The sequence below is a fragment of the Clostridium thermobutyricum genome (assembly GCF_000371465.1).
Classification (GTDB): Bacteria; Bacillota; Clostridia; order Clostridiales; family Clostridiaceae; genus Clostridium; species Clostridium thermobutyricum.
On the sequence record NZ_KB850956.1, the window covers coordinates 1,471,489 to 1,489,751 of the forward strand.

At 25.5% G+C, this 18,263-nt stretch carries 15 protein-coding genes and 1 other RNA gene; 4 read left to right on the forward strand and 12 right to left on the reverse strand.

Annotation, left to right across the window (positions count from 1 at the left end; translation table 11 throughout):
- Positions 1–21: 21 nt before the first annotated feature.
- On the reverse strand, positions 22–1,518 hold the full coding sequence (locus HMPREF1092_RS06830) for a 2-isopropylmalate synthase (RefSeq protein WP_002597912.1): 1,497 nt from the start codon (positions 1,516–1,518) through the stop codon (positions 22–24).
- A 349-nt stretch (positions 1,519–1,867) separates the two neighbouring features.
- Here HMPREF1092_RS06830 and HMPREF1092_RS06835 point away from each other — a divergent pair, with 349 nt between their 5' ends.
- Positions 1,868–2,650: an HAD family hydrolase gene (locus HMPREF1092_RS06835; protein ID WP_002597913.1), complete on the forward strand. Its 783-nt coding sequence runs from the start codon at positions 1,868–1,870 to the stop codon at positions 2,648–2,650.
- A gap of 66 nt (positions 2,651–2,716) precedes the next feature.
- On the opposite strand, the gene HMPREF1092_RS06840 is transcribed toward HMPREF1092_RS06835, so the two are convergent.
- From HMPREF1092_RS06840 to HMPREF1092_RS06855, 4 genes are all read right to left on the reverse strand, one after another.
- The gene (locus HMPREF1092_RS06840; protein ID WP_002597914.1) at positions 2,717–4,171 is read right to left on the reverse strand and encodes a L,D-transpeptidase family protein; all 1,455 of its coding nucleotides are present in this window, start codon (positions 4,169–4,171) and stop codon (positions 2,717–2,719) included.
- Positions 4,172–4,271: 100 nt separating this feature from the next.
- Positions 4,272–4,856 (reverse strand): GNAT family N-acetyltransferase, encoded by a 585-nt coding sequence (locus HMPREF1092_RS06845; protein WP_002597915.1) that lies wholly within the window; start codon positions 4,854–4,856, stop codon positions 4,272–4,274.
- A 164-nt stretch (positions 4,857–5,020) separates the two neighbouring features.
- Positions 5,021–5,980, reverse strand: a complete 960-nt coding sequence (locus tag HMPREF1092_RS06850) for a D-2-hydroxyacid dehydrogenase (RefSeq protein ID WP_002597916.1) — start codon at positions 5,978–5,980, stop codon at positions 5,021–5,023.
- Positions 5,981–6,058: 78 nt separating this feature from the next.
- A complete protein-coding gene (locus HMPREF1092_RS06855) occupies positions 6,059–6,919 on the reverse strand; it encodes a TraX family protein (RefSeq protein WP_002597917.1) in 861 nt (286 codons plus the stop codon).
- Between the two features lie 148 nt (positions 6,920–7,067).
- Here HMPREF1092_RS06855 and HMPREF1092_RS06860 point away from each other — a divergent pair, with 148 nt between their 5' ends.
- Entirely contained in the window at positions 7,068–7,937 is an 870-nt protein-coding gene (locus HMPREF1092_RS06860) for a 50S ribosomal protein L11 methyltransferase (protein WP_002597918.1), read from the forward strand.
- 26 nt (positions 7,938–7,963) lie between these two features.
- On the opposite strand, the gene HMPREF1092_RS06865 is transcribed toward HMPREF1092_RS06860, so the two are convergent.
- Complete coding sequence (locus HMPREF1092_RS06865; protein ID WP_002597919.1) at positions 7,964–8,293, reverse strand: hypothetical protein; 330 nt, start codon at positions 8,291–8,293, stop codon at positions 7,964–7,966.
- Between the two features lie 469 nt (positions 8,294–8,762).
- On the opposite strand from HMPREF1092_RS06865, the gene HMPREF1092_RS17490 reads away from it, so the two are divergent.
- The gene (locus HMPREF1092_RS17490; RefSeq protein ID WP_002597920.1) at positions 8,763–10,028 is read left to right on the forward strand and encodes a 3D domain-containing protein; all 1,266 of its coding nucleotides are present in this window, start codon (positions 8,763–8,765) and stop codon (positions 10,026–10,028) included.
- Between the two features lie 1,471 nt (positions 10,029–11,499).
- Here the strand turns inward: HMPREF1092_RS17490 and rnpB are convergent.
- From rnpB to dnaG, 6 genes are all read right to left on the reverse strand, one after another.
- An RNA gene (gene rnpB, locus HMPREF1092_RS16630) (RNase P RNA component class A) lies at positions 11,500–11,867 on the reverse strand.
- 94 nt (positions 11,868–11,961) lie between these two features.
- Entirely contained in the window at positions 11,962–12,177 is a 216-nt protein-coding gene (locus HMPREF1092_RS06875) for a hypothetical protein (RefSeq protein ID WP_002597921.1), read from the reverse strand.
- Positions 12,178–12,245: 68 nt separating this feature from the next.
- On the reverse strand, positions 12,246–13,031 hold the full coding sequence (locus tag HMPREF1092_RS06880; RefSeq protein WP_002597922.1) for a Nif3-like dinuclear metal center hexameric protein: 786 nt from the start codon (positions 13,029–13,031) through the stop codon (positions 12,246–12,248).
- A 13-nt stretch (positions 13,032–13,044) separates the two neighbouring features.
- The gene (locus HMPREF1092_RS06885) at positions 13,045–13,737 is read right to left on the reverse strand and encodes a tRNA (adenine(22)-N(1))-methyltransferase (RefSeq protein ID WP_002597923.1); all 693 of its coding nucleotides are present in this window, start codon (positions 13,735–13,737) and stop codon (positions 13,045–13,047) included.
- An 83-nt stretch (positions 13,738–13,820) separates the two neighbouring features.
- Entirely contained in the window at positions 13,821–14,921 is a 1,101-nt protein-coding gene (rpoD, locus tag HMPREF1092_RS06890; protein WP_002597924.1) for an RNA polymerase sigma factor RpoD, read from the reverse strand.
- Positions 14,922–14,952: 31 nt separating this feature from the next.
- The gene (dnaG, locus tag HMPREF1092_RS06895) at positions 14,953–16,728 is read right to left on the reverse strand and encodes a DNA primase (RefSeq protein WP_002597925.1); all 1,776 of its coding nucleotides are present in this window, start codon (positions 16,726–16,728) and stop codon (positions 14,953–14,955) included.
- A 443-nt stretch (positions 16,729–17,171) separates the two neighbouring features.
- Here dnaG and HMPREF1092_RS06900 point away from each other — a divergent pair, with 443 nt between their 5' ends.
- The gene (locus HMPREF1092_RS06900; protein WP_002597926.1) at positions 17,172–18,236 is read left to right on the forward strand and encodes a CotS family spore coat protein; all 1,065 of its coding nucleotides are present in this window, start codon (positions 17,172–17,174) and stop codon (positions 18,234–18,236) included.
- The last annotated feature ends 27 nt before the right edge of the window (positions 18,237–18,263 follow it).

Here is an 18,263-nt window from a genome sequence, read left to right on the forward strand (position 1 = left end):
AATTTTAATAAATCAAGTTTTTTATTCTTTATTTAGAGCATTTATATATGCAAGTACACTCGCTTCTATAACATCTGTACTTACTCCTCTTCCTATAACTATTTTATCTTTAGATTCCAATTTTATTGAAACCTCTCCTAATGCATCAGCTCCACTTGTTATAGCGCTTATATTATAATCTTTAATTTCTCTATTGCTACCTAATAATCTCTCAATAGCATTATATAAAGCATTTACAGGTCCATCTCCACATGCTGCTTCTTCTTTTACTTGTCCATCGATTTCTAAACTTACTGTAGCTGTAGAAGTTATTTTATTTCCTGTACTTACATTAAAAGATTTTAATTTATATTTTTCTTCTAGCTCTATTCTTCCATGATTTAAAATTGCTTCTATATCTTTATCTGAAATTTCTTTTTTCTTGTCAACTAATTCTTTAAATTTAATGAATGCTTCTTGTATATCCTCTTTTAAAATATCATATCCCAGCTCTTTTACTCTATTCTCAAATGCATGTCTTCCTGAATGTTTTCCAAGTACCATATTATTTGTTTTAAATCCAACTGATTCTGGAGTCATTATTTCATAAGTCTCTCTATTTGTTAAAACTCCATGCTGATGTATTCCTGATTCATGAGCAAATGCATTTGCCCCAACTATAGCTTTATTAGGCTGTACTTTTACTCCTGTAAAATGAGAAACTAAGCTTGACAATCTATAAATTTTTTCAGTGTTTACATCTAAATTAATTTTATAAATATCATTTCTTGTTTTAAGAGCCATTATTATTTCTTCTAATGCTGCATTCCCAGCTCTTTCTCCAAGTCCATTTACTGCACACTCAATTTGTTCTGCTCCATTTTCAATTGCAGCTAAAGAATTAGCTACTGCTAATCCTAAATCATTATGACAGTGGACACTTACTATAGCATTTTCTATTCCATTTACATTTTCTTTTATGTCTTTTATTAATTTTCCAAATTCATTAGGAGTTGAATATCCTACTGTATCAGGAATATTTAAAACTGTTGCTCCTGCTTCTATAGCAGTTTCTAGTACTTTATATAAAAACTCTTTTTCTGTTCTTGAACCATCCTCTGGTGAAAATTCAACCTCATCAACTAAAGTTTTTGCATAAGATACCATTTCTCTTATTTTTTCTAAAACTTCTTCTCTTGTCATTTTAAGCTTATACGTCATGTGTACATCTGATGTAGCTAAAAAAGTATGAATTCTTTTTCTTTTAGCTTCTTTTATAGCTTCATATGCTGTATTAATATCTTTTTTATTTGCTCTTGCTAAAGCATTTACAGTTGAACTTTTTATATTTTGAGCTATTAATTTTACTCCTTCAAAATCTCCTTTTGAAGTTACAGGAAATCCAGCTTCAATAATATCAACTCCTAATGCCTCAAGATTTTTAGCAATTTCTAATTTTTCTTTTGCATTTAAGCTTACTCCAGGTGTTTGTTCTCCATCTCTAAGTGTAGTATCAAAAATATATATTTTCTTTTTCATTTTCCCCTCCTTAAATATATAAAAAAACCACGTAATCTCTCCTCTATTGAAGCGAATTCGCGGTACCATCCAAATCTTTTCTTAATTTAAATAACGGAAATTTTCCGACATAATAAATATGCAAGCTCTAAGACAAGTTCAAAGATGATTATCTGTAGAGCTTTCACCATACCTCTACTCTCTTTAAGATATCTTTTCTTTTACTACTTCTTTTCATAGCCTTTTATTATTATTTTTATCCATAATATACTATAAATAACTTTATATGTCAATAAATATTTTTTTGAATTATTACTAAAAACTCCTTTATTATGTTAATATATTCTTGTAAAAGAAAGGATGATATTTTATGATAAAACTTATTGCAACTGATATGGATGGAACACTTTTAGATGGAGAAGGAAATTTACCTACAGATTTCATAGAAACTTTTTATGAGCTAAAAAATAAAGGAATTAAATTTATTGCTGCTAGTGGCAGACCTTATTATACATTGTATCAAAACTTTGACCCTGTTAGTGATGATATTACTTATATTGCAGATAACGGAGCAATGGTAGTTGAAAATGGAAAAATTACTTCTTATGAAAAAATGGAAGAGAAAGTTATAAAAGAAGTTTTAGAAGCTTGTGAAAAAATTGATAATATAACTGTTATTCTTTGTGGATTAAAAAGATCTTATCATAAACCTTGTTCTAAGGAAGCTTTAAATGAAATAAATAAATATTATATAAAGAAAAATGTAATTAAAGATTACTCAGAAATAGATGATATAATATTTAAAATATCAATTTTAGATTTAGGTAAAGCAAAATATAATTCTTTTCCTATATTTAAAGAAAAATTTGATCAAAGCCTAAGTGTTGTAATTTCAGGTGAGGTTTGGGTTGACTTTACTAATAAAGGAATAGATAAAGGAAATGCTCTTAAATTATTCAGAGAAAAACATGATATAGCTTTTGAAGAAACTATGGCTTTTGGTGATTTCTTTAATGATGTAGGAATGCTTAAGAATGCTTATTATAGTTTTGTCATGGAAAATGCTTCTGATGAAATGAAAAAATATGGTAGATTTATTGCTAAAAAGAATACTGAAAATGGTGTTATAGAAGAAATAAAAAAATACATATAAAATAAACTCCTAAAAAAGCTTGTCTCTTTTAGGAGTTTTATTTTTAATAAAATTCTTTTTAGCTTTTTAATAACAAACTATTGGCATGCTTCCATCAATATTATTAAATATTATTTCAGCAACTTTATAAGGAAGATTTACACACCCATGAGATCCATTTGAAACATATATATTTCCTCCAAATTGACTTCTCCATGTTGCATCATGTAGTCCTATTCCACCATTAAAAGGCATCCAGAAATCTACTGGTGTTCTATAATTCTCACCAGTTAAAACTGCTTTTTTTTGTTTATAAGTAAGCTTATAAACCCCAGCTGGAGTTTCCCAACCTCTTGACTTATTTCCTGTTACAATATCACTATCTACTAGCAATTTTCCATTTTTATAAAACCAAATATGCTGTCCACCTAAGCTTATTTCTACATATGAATTTCCAATATCATTTCCATTGTATATATTTCCTTTTTCTGAAAATACAGGCTCTCTGGTAATTTTTTCACCTTTTTTAATTGAAGAAATTATTTTTTTTACTTCTTCAGCTTGATCAACTGAATATCCATAATTTCCTCCAGATACATTAACTATTTTTCCTGTAGAAGTTTTAAAGCTTCTAATTTTTCCTTTAGTATTATATTGGAGAGCTATTTTATATGCATAATTAGCTACTTTTTTATTATTTATATTTATATTCATATCTTTATCTACTGAAAACCAATCATTTATTTCATTTTTATCTAAATTTAAATTTTTTCCTCCAAAACTATAATTTAAATTAGTATTTAACATATTATTTAATTCTTCTTTTGTCCTTAATACTTCCTCTGAATCTTTTCCATATTTAGGTTTAATATATACACCTTTTTCTTCTAAATTTATAGTTCTTTCTCCACTTTCAATTCCTTCTTCTATAGCTTTTATTAAAAGTTTTTTGTCAACTTTACTTCCTTGTTCCTCTTCAATTATGACAAAACTTCCATCTTCATATTTAAAATAAGCATTTTTAGGCTCAACTACATTTTCTTTTTTAAAGAATACAAATTTATCTATTTTATTAGACAATTTATTTTTATCATATGTAATTGAATTATTTAAAATCTCTGCTGATGGATCAAATAGACTTATTATCCATGAAAAAGGATTCTGTGATTTTAAAATATCATTTAATTTTTCTTCTCCATTAAAATTTAAATCTATATCACTAGCGTTTATCTTCTCAACTTTATCTTTTCCTTCAATAGTTAACTCATAATTTTTTAAGCTATTCTCTATTTTATCTTTTGCTTCTAATGTAGTATTTGCCGAAACATCTATATTATTAATTAAAAATCCAATATGAAATTTATCTTTAAAATATAGACTGCCTCCTAAATATATTACCAAAATGATTCCTATTATAGTTCCTAAAACAATTATTTTTTTCTTCTCATCTATATTTTCTTCATTTTGAGAATTTTGTATATTTGTTCCTATCTTAACCTTATCTACATTTTCTTTTTTATCTTTTTCTCCTAGTTTTTTCAATCACATTCCCCCTTTACAAATAATGCCTTACTATTCATACTATGCAATATGATTGAAAATTATAAATAAAAAATGCACATTATAAATGTGCATTTCTTTCTTATATTTTATATATCATTTTTAGTTCTTTTTCATTTTTTAATTTATATCCAAACGATTTATAAAAACTAACCAATTTTTCATTATTTGCTCTGAGGGAAATTTTATGATATCTATTTTCTACAGCATCATTTAAAACTGCTTCTAATAATATATGACTATAACCAAGTCCTCTATACTCTTCTTTTACATATATATTAGATAAGTAATATTCATTAAATAAACATTCACTTGAAAATAAATATTTAAACATTTCAAATATAAAAATAATTTTATCTTTTATTGATTTTTGCATTTTGCATAATTTTATATCTGATTTCATTGTTTTAAACTTTAATTTTCTTCCTTCAAAAGCTAAAAAGAAACCTATTAATTGATTGTTTTTCTTAAGTACTTTAAAATTAGTATAAGAAAATCTATTACCTTTTTCAAGCATTAATCTTCTCAAAACTTTTATATGATTATTATAATCTCCATTTCCCCATTCTTTTGTTGGATTTTTTTCTGTTTCATAAAGCATTTTACTGAGTTCATCTACATCTTCTTTTTCTGCAAATCTTATATTACAATTTTCCCCTGATTTCAAATCTTATTCCCCTTCTTATATTTATAATTTATTATATAAAAATATATTTATTAAAATACTTTTTAATAAGTATATTAGCAATATATTTTAATTTATTCTTATTTTATAAATTTTGCAATGATAAATTTATAAAAATAACAAGGTATAAAATACCTTGTTATTTTTTATAATTCAACTCTATTTCTCTTTTCTCCATTATAGAAAGCTTTTATATTTTCTATAATACCATTAAACAATCTTTCTCTTGCTTCTACACTAGCCCAAGCAATATGAGGAGTTAAAATTAATTTTTCTTTATTTTTAACTTTTAATAAAGGACTATCTATAGGCATTGGTTCTACTTTAAATACATCTAAAGCAGCACCAGCTATTAAATTTTCATCTATAGCTTTTGCTAAATCTTCTTCAACAACTATAGGCCCTCTTCCCATATTTATAAGTATTGCACTTTTTTTCATTTTAGAAAGATTTTCATAATTTATTAAACCTTCTGTTTTCTCATTTAAAGGTGCATGAATAGAAATAATATCACTTTCTCTTAATATAGTATCTAAATCTACTCTTTTATATTTATCACTATTATTTCTTCCTGAAGCTGAGAAATACGTTACTTCTGCTCCAAATGCATCACACACTTTAGCAACTTCACGTCCAATTGTTCCAAGTCCTATGATTCCCCATTTCTTGTTTTGAATATCAATAAATGGTCTATCTAAATTTGTAAATAACCCTGACTTTGAATACTCTCCTGATTTTACAAAATTATCATAATAAGCTATTTGATTATTTAATGCAAATAAAGTTGCAAATGTATGTTGTACAACAGTTGGAGTTGAATATCCTGCTACATTAGTAACTGCAATTTCTTTTTCTTTTGCATAAGCTATATCAATATTATTAAAACCTGTTGCCATTTCACAAATAAGTTCTAAATTTTTAGCTTCATCTATAACTTCCTTACTAATAACAACTTTATTTGTCAAAATTATATTAGCATTTTTTACTCTTTCTATTGTTTCATCTTTTGAAGTAGTTTGATAAGTTACAACTTCTCCAAACTCTTTTAAAAGATTAACATCAAACTCGCCAATAGTTTTTGCATCTAAAACAACTATTTTTTTCATATATATATCCCCTTCCTAAATCTGATGTATTTTTATTTTACCATATTTTATTTATATTATTATTAATTAAAAGTTACGTTAACTAATTAAAGCTCCAATTATAAATGGAATCCATAAACATAATGGATATATAAAATAGAAAGGTTTCTTTATTTTTACTCCTTCTTTTTCATTATATAGAAGTATAAATATTATTCCAAAAAACATCATCCATTGTGGAGCAGCTAATAATGCCTTTAATTTAAAACCTGGAACAAGTAATCCACTCAATACAAAAAGTCCTGTTACAATCATTCTTTTATTGTTTCTAAATTCATAAATTATAAAAGCAAATGCAGGTCCTATTATTGATGTTTCTGTAAAAATACAAATTGCAAAAACTATAAGCACTTTTATTATACTTCTTTTATCAGTACCATTTTTAGATTCATCCAGTGCTTTTAATAATACAAGTATTCCTGCTAATACTAAAAACATATTATTTCCTAAAATAGATATTTGAAAATTAACTTCTCTTAAAACTATATTAGTTCCCACACTTAATACAAAAATAAAAATCATTACCATTCCATCATTTAAGCACTTATCTTTAAAATTTAAAATTAAAAATATTAAAGCAATTATAATTAGTCCTATTATATAAGCATATGATTTAGAACTTAAATTGCTATAATTTAATCTTCCTTCTGGTCCCTTCATTAATACAAGAGAAATAATAAAATTTCCTATTAATAATATTTCCCCACCTATCATTAATCTTTTTATATATTTTTCTAAAGATGTAGTATGATAATAACCATCAACTACTAAAAATATAACTACTGGCATAACTAATACACCAGGGTAATTAAGCCAAAATGGCATATGTGGTATAAATCTAGCAATACTACCTAAAATAAAAAGTAACACTAATATAATCTTTATTTTAAATCTATCCATTTTTTCTCCTTTTCTTCTGTATTCTTCTTTTTCATCTAAAATTATACAACGTCTATCTTTACTTTAAAAGTTTTTTATAATAATATAGCTTTTGTAAAGGTAATTCGATTATCTTTATAAAATGATATACAGGAAAGGATATTTTTATATGTTTATTTTATCATACGAATTTTCTTCTAATAACATAGATGAAAAAATAGAATTGCTTCAAATAAATGATATATTTGATGCTTTTTATGAAAATCCATTAGAAATAACGACTGACGAATTTGGATATGGATATTTAGAAAAAGAAAATGTAACTATAATACTAAAGGTAGCTTTTAATGGTGATCCTAAAGATTTAGAAGCTTTTAAAGAAAAAGTTTCTTCTATATTAGGAAAAACTCCTATTAATATGGAAGAAATTAATTATAACTATGAAAGCTTTAAAATGCCACCTATAGAATTGAAAAATAATTGGGTTTTATGTGATCCTTCTGATTCAAGTGAATTTGAAAATAAAAATGTAATAAACTTTATTTCACAAGGAGCCTTTGGAACAGGATTACACGAAACAACTTCAGATATATTAAATTACATATTATCAAAAGATTTTACTGGAAAAAAAGTTTTAGATATAGGTACAGGTTCTGGTATACTTTCAATAGCAACTGCTATTAAAAATGCTGAAGAAGTAGTTTCATTAGATATAAGAGATGTAACAGATGAAGTCACTTTAAATTCTAGCTTAAATAATCTTTCTAATATAAAAATTAAAATTGGTGATGCTTTAAGCGAAAATTTAATAGATGATATTAAATATGATTGGGTATATATAAATATTGGTGGTGAAGAAACTACTATGTTTATGGATTTTATAAAAAATCATTTATCTGATAGTGGATATCTTCTTGTATCAGGTTTAGTTACTTGGAGTTACGAAAAAATTAAAGCTTTCATTTTAGACAATGGCTTTAAAGTTGAATCTGAATTAAATACTAATGAATGGTGTACTTCTATTTTTAAAAGACTTTAATAAAAGATGAGGATTTCCTCATCTTTTTATTTTGATTTTTTCTTTTTTTTCTTATTTTCCATATTCATTTTAACTTGATCTCTTTTTGCTTTTTGTTTTAGCAATTTTTCAGCTTCTAATCTTTCATCTTGTCTTTTAGAAATCTTTTCTAACTGCTTAACAAATATAAACCAAGCTCCAGTAAAAATTCCCCACATTATAAAAAGTACTATTATTGATGCAGTAATATTTTGATTTGAAAAAATATTCATTAAAAAAATTACAGAACTCAATATAAATCCAGCTTTTATAGAAGTTTTTCTATAATAACTTTTATTTTCCAAGCATTTTTGTATGTATACATCTATAAATTGCATATTCCTCTCCTACCTCTCACTAATTTATATATTCTATATATTTTATTAAATTCCTTTTTAATGCAAAAAATAAGTGTTTTTAAAATAAAAATACTTATTTTAAATATATTTTATTTGTTAAAATTTAATGTATAAATTCATATTTTATATATAATTATTGAAATCGAACCCCTTTTTAGAATAATTTGGATTTTGTAACCTTTTTGTTTCTTTTTTATATATGGATTTTTTTCCCTTTTCTTTCTAAACTAATAGCTATCTTGCTTATAGAGCATAATATAAATTTTTTTTATTCACTTTTTTAAAAATTTTAAATTTTCTAAATATTAAGAAATTAACTAAATATGTCTTTTTAGTGTATAATATTAATAAATTATTAACTGAAAAATTACATAAGGGTTACAAAACTTAATAACCTTATGTTATAATACATAAATATCAACGGTTTATGTTAGGAGGTTGTTGAAACATGAAAAAAGCGTTTTTATCTTTTTTCACTATAGTTACAGTTACTTGTAGCTTAAGCTTTACTTCTTTTGCTGATACACTAAATAACAAATCTTTGAATAATGATAAAGTACAATACAATCAAATTAGTAGTGATATAAAAAACTTAGATGAAAATATTCGTAGTTTAAATAATGAAATTAATTCATTAAACAACACTATTACAAACAATAAGACTAAAGTGGACAATATTCAAAAAAATATTGATACTGCACAAGTCAAAATACAAAATACAAAGGAACAATTAGACAAGCAACAAAATATTTTATCCGATAGATTAAGTGCTATATATAAAAGTGGTACTTTCTCACCTGCTTCATATTTAGTGTATATATTGCAAGCAGATGGATTTTCACAATTAATTAGTAGAATATATGATGTTCAAAGAATAGTATCCATTGATGATCAACTTATTAATGGCTTAAAAAGTAGTCAAGCCCAAGTTCAAAGAGAAATTGATGGATTAAATAAACAAAAAAATGAAGTTTTAGCTTTAAATGCTCAAACTCAAAAAAGCTTAGAAGAAGTTGTCCAAAAACAAAATAAGGTAAAAGCTGAAAAAGAGAGTCTAAACACTCAACTTCAAAGTATAGCTTCTACTATTACTGCAAATGAAGAACAACTTGTAAGTTATCCAATTGGAGTAATAAATAATTCTAACTCATCTATTTCTCAACTAAAAGATGCAGTTCAAACTTTAAATGATTTATTACCTCAAATAACTATGCAATCTGTTATAAATAAAGTAAATAATGCTATTTCTAACGGAAAAGCTTTAATCAATCAAAAAATAGCACAAGAAAATACTGCACCACCAAGTAATAATAGCAGTAGTAATAATAACAATAAAGGAAATTCCTCTAGCAATTCTTCTAGTGGTTCTTCTAACAGTTCATCTGGTAATTCTTCTAATGGATCATCAAGTGGACAATATAAGAAAGAACTTTCTATGGAAGCTACAGCATATGCAGGTGACGGAATAACTGCTATGGGAACTGCTACAGTTAGAAATCCAAATGGAATAAGTACAGTAGCTGTAGACCCAAGTGTAATTCCTTTAGGAAGTAAACTTTATATTCCTGGTTATGGTTATGCTATAGCATCAGATACAGGTGGAGCTATTAAAGGTAACAGAATAGATTTATTTATGAATTCTGAAGCTGAATGTAATCAATTTGGTAGAAGACAAATAACAGTATATATAGTAGCTTACCCTGGACAATGGTAAAAAGAAGTACAAAAAAAGAAGCATTAATTTGCTTCTTTTTTTATTATACTAAAATATATTTTTACATTAGATTAATAAATAATGAAATATTAATTATAAATATCTTCATAATAATTTTCACTTAACATTACAACTTTTAATAAATCAATATATATTATGTATTATATTTACTAATTATTATATTTAAAAATAATATTTTATAATTAATGGAGGAAAATTATTATGACATATTATCATTATACTATTTGTAAAAAGAAAAAAAGTGTTTTAGTGATAGGCCTAGTAATATTTCGTTAGAATGTAAAAAATTATCTTCAATTGTTTTGTTAGTTCTCCCATTATTCCTTTTCAACCTGTTTCAAGTATAACTTTAAATATAAAAAATATTTGCAAACCTTGTATGCTTTTAAAATTTTCGATTGTTTTAACTCATAATGGTATTATTTCTACCAATATAAATTTTAGAGTTAATAAAATCATCTATAAAACTATTCAACCAGTAAGTGGAATATACACTTTATAACTACTGATGCTTCATCATCAGTAACTCATTTTCATTTCAATTTTTTGATTGTTATAATTCATGTTTAGAAGATTGCCAAACTTATATTATATAATACAATCTTTCTATTCTACTCTTTTAGCTAACAACTAAATTCAAATAGATAATACAGTGCTTTCAGCTATCATATCAGATAAAAACGAGTATTGCAATTTTATATTAAAATTCTACTTTTGATAATAAAGTTATGACAAACAATAAATCTTTCTCATATGATTCTGTTCAAAATGCAGTCTAAACCTCTTATTTTCCATTAGCCACTCTATCTATAGAATCGAAATATTAAAACTTTATCAACCCTAGTTAAATTCTCTGGAACATTAGTAAATGCATCAAATACTCAATCTGCAACAATTACTTTTAGAGTTAAGAAATGTATTAATGGTACTATACAGACTATTTCTGACATATATCCAGTAGTAACACCTGATTCAGTTGCAAATATTAATCCTATATCCTATCCTTTTGATTTTCAATTCTGTGATAATTCTAATAATTGCTTATGTAATTGTATAACTTATATACTTGAATATAATATTAATTCTAGAAGAGATAGAGCTGTAACAATTAATAATGCTTTTTTATCTGTTATTAGCTTTATAAAATGATATTAATAAAAAAAATAATTAAATACAATATATAATAAAGTATATTTTATTTAATTATTTCTATTTACAGTTATTTAAATACATAAAATATATTTTTTATTCCATATATACTTATACTATTTGAAATATAAATCATTAATTTACATTATATATTTTATAAGTCAATTAAATTATAAAAAGATATTATTTATACAAAATTTATTAAAATAAATAATATTCTATTTCTTAATAAAAATATGCAAAATAAAAAGAGACTAAGGAAGATTTTAAACTTTATCCCTAATCTCTATTAAATTCAATTTATGCGAGATAAGCCATAAGCGGAGTTCTGTATTAAGTAATCATCTATCTAGGCTTACTGTTGCCAGCAAGCTCAAGCGACACACCATGAAACGGAGCGGGTCACTCCATAATGTTTCTTTCTCGGTCTTGCTCCAAGTGGGGTTTACATAGCCATATTGTCTCCAATATGCTGGTGAGCTCTTACCTTCGCCTTTCCACCCTTACCAGTTACAAAAGTAAACTCAGTCTATAAAGACTTCTGGCGGTATATCTCTGTTGCACTATCCTTCAAGTCACCTTGACTGGCCGTTAACCAGCACTCTACCCTGTGGAGCTCCGACTTTCCTCTCCTAGTTCAAGACTAGCAGCGATTACACGTCTTACTCGCAATAACTATAATAACATATTTTAAAACTTTATCAAAGTTAATTTATGTAATTTTTTTAAAAAAGACTAGATTTTTTAATCTAGCCTTTTTTATTTAACATACGAGTTGCATTAATACTATTAATAAACCTATTATTATCATTGGATAAAATCCAACTCCACTTAATAACAACATTAAGAATATTCCTACACAAATACAACATCTAACTGGTGTAAACCATCTAAAACAACCGCAATTTCCAAAATTTCTTCTAATATTCACAAATGATTTACTAAAATTCCCTCCAAATCCTTTATTTCTTCTCCCCATTTCTTACCTATAATATAATTAATATCATTTATATTATATGAAAGAATTTATGTTTCTTTACTATAATATTAGAAAAAACTATAAGGATTAGAAATTTTTATAGATTTTACAAATTCAACGTCTTTTATATTTTCTTTTATATTCTCCATTGCTGATAAAAATGCTAACCATTCAGTTCCAAAATGTCCTGCATCTAATATTGTAACTCCAAGTTCTTTATAATCAGATACAAAATGATAACTTGTATCTCCTGTTATTATACAATCTGCGCCCATTTCATATGCTTTATTAAAGTAACTGCTTCCACTTCCATTTATTATTGCTATATTAGAAACATATTCACTTGAAATATGTCCTGTTAACATATCTATATTAAGCTTTTCTTTTATATTATTTATTAAATCTTTTGTTTTTATAGGTTCTTCTAAATATACAATTCTACCTATTCCACTATCTTCTAATATAGATTTATCTATTATTTTTGATTTTTTAAATCCTAAAATACTTACTACTTTATCATTTATTCCATCTTTAATAGCATCTAAATTTGTATGACTAGAATATACAGATATTTTATTTTCTATAAGCTTTATAATTTTATCTCCTAGTAAATCTCCTTTTACTATCCTATTTGGTTTTCTAAATATTAGAGGATGGTGAGTTATTATCATTTCACATTTATTTTCTATAGCTTCATCTATAGCTTCCTTTGTACAGTCTAAAGCTAATAAAACTTTTTTTACTTCTCTATTCTTATCTCCAACCATAAGCCCTACATTATCAAAATCTTCTTTTAATTTGCTTGGCGCAAAAGCTTCCATTTCATTAATTATATCTTGTACACATCTACTCATAACAAATCTCCTTTTAACAGTATTTAATCATATTTTCTAAAATACTTACCTTTTCATTTAAAAATGCTTTTCTCTCTTTAGCACTTTCACTTTCATCATTTATAAGATTTATAATTTTATTATATTTTTCTATTTTTTCTTCTAAATAATCTTTCATTAGAGGGTTTTTACTTCTTAAAATAAGAGGACTTACTTCATAATATATATCTTCTAACTCTGTTTTTTCTTTTTCATTTACTTTTACTTTAAATAACTCATAAAAGATCCCATCTTCAAAACATAAGTCTTCTTTTATTATTTCATATCCTTTTGTATATAAATATTCTCTCAAAACTTCTGGATTTTGTGCTGGTACTAGAATTATATTTTTAGCTTTTTCTGCTTTTAATTTTCCTTCTTCAAGAATGTCTCTTATAAGATTTCCTCCCATTCCTGCTATTACAATAGTATCTACTTCACCAACTTTTACAGTTTCTAATCCACTACCCAATCTTACTTCTAAGCTTTCATCTACTCCTTCAAATATAGAATTAAGTTTTGCTTTATCTAAAGGATCTTTATTTATATCAGATGCAATTGCTCTTTTAGATATTCCTCTTTTAATTGCTTCTATAGGTATGTATCCATGATCTGTTCCAACATCAACTAAATTATCACAATTATCTATATTCTCTAATATCATCTCTAATCTTTTACTTAATTCCATTTCTTTTCTCCTGTCAATAAACTCTTTTCTATTTTTTGTATATTTTTTATAAAAACTAAAAAAGCACCTCCATGGTGCTTTTTTTAGTCTAGATAATCTTTAAGCTTTTTGCTTCTTGATGGATGTCTAAGCTTTCTTAAAGCCTTTGCTTCAATTTGTCTTATTCTTTCTCTAGTTACATTAAATTCTTTTCCTACTTCTTCTAATGTTCTAGCTCTTCCATCATCTAAACCAAATCTTAATCTTAATACTTTTTCTTCTCTTGGAGTTAAAGTATCAAGAACATTTATAAGTTGTTCTTTTAACATTGTAAATGCTGCTGCTTCTGCTGGAGCTGGAGCATCATCATCTGGGATAAAGTCTCCTAAATGACTATCTTCTTCTTCCCCAATAGGAGTTTCAAGAGAAACTGGCTCTTGGGCAATTTTTTGTATTTCCCTAACTTTTTCAACTGGCAATTCCATTACTTTTGATATTTCTTCTGGGAATGGATCTCTTCCAAGCTCTTGAAGTAATTGTCTTTGAACTCTTATAAGTTTATTTATAGTTTCTACCATATGTACTGGTATTCTTATTGTTCTTGCTTGGTCTGCAATAGCTCTTGTTATCGCCTGTCTAATCCACCATGTAGCATATGTTGAAAATTTGAATCCTTTTCTATAATCAAATTTTTCAACTGCTTTTATAAGACCTAAGTTACCCTCTTGTATTAAATCTAAGAATAACATTCCTCTTCCTACATATCTTTTTGCTATACTTACAACAAGTCTAAGGTTTGCTTCTGCTAATTTTTTCTTAGCATATTGGCTTCCTTCTTCAATTTTTCTAGCTAATTCCATTTCTTCTTCTGAGGATAATAGAGGAACTTTACCAATTTCTTTAAGATACATTCTAACTGGATCATCTATAGCTATACCTTCTGGTATACTTAAATCTAATTCTTCCTCTTCTTCCTCTTCTTTAGCTGATGGTTCACCAATTACTTCAATTCCCATTGACTCAAGAACTTCATATATCTTTTCAATTTGATCTGGAGATAATTCTATATTATCTATTTCATCCATTATTTCTTTATATGATAATGTACCATTTTTCTTTCCTTTATCAATTAAGTTTTTGACAACCGTCATTTTATTATTTTTTTCTTTTTTATCGTCTTTTTTTACCTTTGTTTTTTCTACCATATTCTTGTTGCCTCCTTCCGTCACAGCCAAATTAACCTCTCTCTAATCCTTTTAGCTCAGCATTTAATCTATTAAGCTCTGACGCTAATTTTATAGATTCCTCAAAGTTTCCATTCTTCTCTGATTCTTTAAGTTTCATTTTTATATTTTGTATATCTTCTTTCAACTTAAAGGATTTAATCTCATTTATATTATCAAGTATAAGTTTTCTTTTATCATTAGCTTCTAAAATTTTAAATTCTTTTATTTTAACCCATTCTTGTGAAGAATTGGGGTCATCACAAAAAGTTTCTATATATGAATTTATATTTTCAACTTTTTCATTCATACCTTTTTTTATTATTTTAAATAATTTTTTATTTTCTTCTCTATTAAAATTTTCTTCGCTAATTTTTGATATTATTTTGCTATAAAATTCTTCTATTAGCATTAACTTTATAATTGTTCTCTCTGCTTTTACATATGCTGGTTCTACATATAATTTTGTTCCAATTTCTTCCTTTTTATACATATTCCCCTCATTTTTTTCATTTCTTTGCATTTGTATAAGATCATATAAAGATTGTTCTTTAATTCCTGTATCTTCCGAAATAGATTTTATATATATATCTTTTTCTACTGGATTTAAATTGCTAATTATAGTCGCTACCCTATTTCCATATTTTACTACAGACTGTTGATCTTTGAAATTTATTCCTTCTTTAGCTTTTTTAAGTCTATACCCAATTAAAGTTTCAGCTTCATTTACTAGCTTCATAAAAGAATCCTTACCATTATTTCTTACAAATTCATCAGGATCTTTCCCCTCTGGTATTTGCAATACTCTAACATCAAACCCAGCTTCTTTTAATATCTCTAACCCTCTAAGCGTTGCTGTTTGTCCTGCAACATCAGCATCATAAGAAATTATAACCTTATCCGCATAACGTTTTAGAAGTCTAGCTTGCTTAATTGTTAAAGCAGTACCTAATGATGCTACTACATTATGTATTCCATATTGATTTAAACTTATTAAATCCATATATCCTTCCACCATAATGAAATATCTATCTTTTATATTATTCTTTATTGCAAAATTTAATCCATATAAATTTGTTCCTTTTTGGAATATAAGTGTTTCTGGTGAATTTAAATATTTTGGTTTAGAATCATCTAAAACTCTTCCTCCAAATCCAATGACACGCCCTTTAGCATCAAAAACTGGGAACATTACTCTATTTCTGAACCTATCATAAATGGTTCCTTTTTTCTCACTTTTTAAAACTAAGCCCACTTCTAAAAGCAAATTGTCATTGAAACCTTTATTATTTAGATACATTCTTAAATTATGCCATCCATCTTTAGCATAACCTAGCCCAAATCGTTTAATGGTTATTTCACTTATACCTCTTCTTAGAAAATAGTTTTTTTTCTCTTTATCATTTTGTAAATTAGAGAAAAAATATCTTGCTGCTTCTACGTTTATCTTATATAGTAGCGATTTCTTTTTAACTAATTTATCATCTTCATCTCCACCTAAATTCAATGGAATATTAGCTTTTTCAGCTAATAATTTACAGGCTTCTATGAAATTAAGATTTTTCTGTTTCATAACAAAAGTTAAAACATTACCTGCCTCACCACATCCAAAACATTTATATATCTGTTTATCTTGAGATACACTAAATGAAGGTGACTTTTCATGATGAAAAGGACAAATCCCCATATAATTTCTTCCTGAACGTTTAAGCCTTACTGTTTCTGAAATAATATCAACAATATCATTCTCATTTTTTATTCTCTCAATAGTTTCCTCTGAAATTCGCAAGGAGATCCCTCCTTCCTAATCAAATTTATTTTGCAACTCATATATTATTCGACATTTTTTTCTCTTTTCCTTCTTTATTAATATATTTTTTATCTTTTAATATATTTTTTGCTTTAATTATTTATTCTTCTTCTTTTATAAAAATCCTTCTTTTTTATTTTTATAATTTTATCTTTCCTAATTTTATCCGTTTTATGCCTAATTTTAGTAATTTTCAATTTTATTTTTTTATTTTAATTCAATTGTCAAGCTCTAAGTTTATAAATATTTAATATTTTTTAACTCTCTATTCATTTATTCTATATTTATCTCTTAATTCCTCTAAATATTACTAGTATTTATTATTTGCAAAATAATATTTTTTTATTATTTAAAATTTGTAATTCTATTTCTCTATATAAACAACATAGAATATAGTAATAATATTATTTAGGAGACTATTTATGAAAAAATTTTCTGATGAAATTTCTAATGATATTTTTAGTGAAGAAAGAATTAGACATAAAGTTCTTAATCATTACGGATTAGAAAATTCAAATATTACAATAATAAAATTTAAAGATACAGACAAACAGAGAATTGTATTTAAAATAACTTATGAAAATAAATCTTATTGCTTAAAAAAAGTTTACTTTGATGAAAAAAATCTTCTTTTTGTATATTCAGCTTTAGAATGGTTATCTAAAAATAATATACATACCCCTAAACTTTTAGATACTTTAGATGGAAATAAATATGTCAATTATAACGGAATGCTATTCATATTAACTATTTGGATTGATGGAATAAAATGTAGTTTTGATGAAACTTCTCATGTTTTAACAGCAGTTCGTCAATTAGCCTATGCACATAAGTGCTCTAAAAACTTCACTCCAATAAAAGGAAGTAAAAAAAGAGAAGGTTTGACTGATATTTACATAACAACCTTAAAACATTTTAATCAAATATTGCTTTCTTATAATTATTCAATAAAAACAAAAGATCATTTTTCTGAAATTTTTTTAGAATTTTTCGATGTAAATTTAGAAATTGCTAAATTTTCTTTAGAAATAGCTAGTAATATAAATAATAACAACTTATCTAAATCTCTTTGTCATGGTGACTATGTAAGTAAAAATCTTCTTTTTGATAAAGATGATAATATTTGGCTTATAGATTTGGATAAATGTAAATATGAATATTCTATGCAAGATTTTGGTTATTTTTTGAGAAGACTTCTTAGACGAGATAAAACAGCTTGGAATATCGAGCTAGCATTACGACTTTTTAGAGAGTATAATGAAGCAAATAAAATGTCTACTGATGATTTTAGATATCTTATTTCATATATTTGTTTTCCTCAAAAATATTGGAAAATATCAAGGGATTATTATAGAAATAAAAATAAATGCAATAAAAAATTATTTGTAGATATGCTTTTAAAAGCCACAGATAAAACTTCTTCCCATTTATTATTTGTTAAAAATATTAAGTCAAGAATTGAAAATGAATACAATATAAAACTATAAAAAGCTTCACCAAATAGGTGAAGCTTC

What these genes read in the sequence shown, in the direction of transcription:
- HMPREF1092_RS06830 (WP_002597912.1), bottom strand. Translation starts at nt 1,518, where the DNA reads ATGAAAAAGAAAATATATATTTTTGATACTACACTTAGAGATGGAGAA.
- HMPREF1092_RS06835 (WP_002597913.1), top strand. Translation starts at nt 1,868, where the DNA reads ATGATAAAACTTATTGCAACTGATATGGATGGAACACTTTTAGATGGA.
- HMPREF1092_RS06850 (WP_002597916.1), bottom strand. Translation starts at nt 5,980, where the DNA reads ATGAAAAAAATAGTTGTTTTAGATGCAAAAACTATTGGCGAGTTTGAT.
- HMPREF1092_RS06855 (WP_002597917.1), bottom strand. Translation starts at nt 6,919, where the DNA reads ATGGATAGATTTAAAATAAAGATTATATTAGTGTTACTTTTTATTTTA.
- HMPREF1092_RS06860 (WP_002597918.1), top strand. Translation starts at nt 7,068, where the DNA reads ATGTTTATTTTATCATACGAATTTTCTTCTAATAACATAGATGAAAAA.
- HMPREF1092_RS06865 (WP_002597919.1), bottom strand. Translation starts at nt 8,293, where the DNA reads ATGCAATTTATAGATGTATACATACAAAAATGCTTGGAAAATAAAAGT.
- HMPREF1092_RS17490 (WP_002597920.1), top strand. Translation starts at nt 8,763, where the DNA reads ATGAAAAAAGCGTTTTTATCTTTTTTCACTATAGTTACAGTTACTTGT.
- HMPREF1092_RS06875 (WP_002597921.1), bottom strand. Translation starts at nt 12,177, where the DNA reads ATGGGGAGAAGAAATAAAGGATTTGGAGGGAATTTTAGTAAATCATTT.
- HMPREF1092_RS06880 (WP_002597922.1), bottom strand. Translation starts at nt 13,031, where the DNA reads ATGAGTAGATGTGTACAAGATATAATTAATGAAATGGAAGCTTTTGCG.
- HMPREF1092_RS06885 (WP_002597923.1), bottom strand. Translation starts at nt 13,737, where the DNA reads ATGGAATTAAGTAAAAGATTAGAGATGATATTAGAGAATATAGATAAT.
- rpoD (WP_002597924.1), bottom strand. Translation starts at nt 14,921, where the DNA reads ATGGTAGAAAAAACAAAGGTAAAAAAAGACGATAAAAAAGAAAAAAAT.
- HMPREF1092_RS06900 (WP_002597926.1), top strand. Translation starts at nt 17,172, where the DNA reads ATGAAAAAATTTTCTGATGAAATTTCTAATGATATTTTTAGTGAAGAA.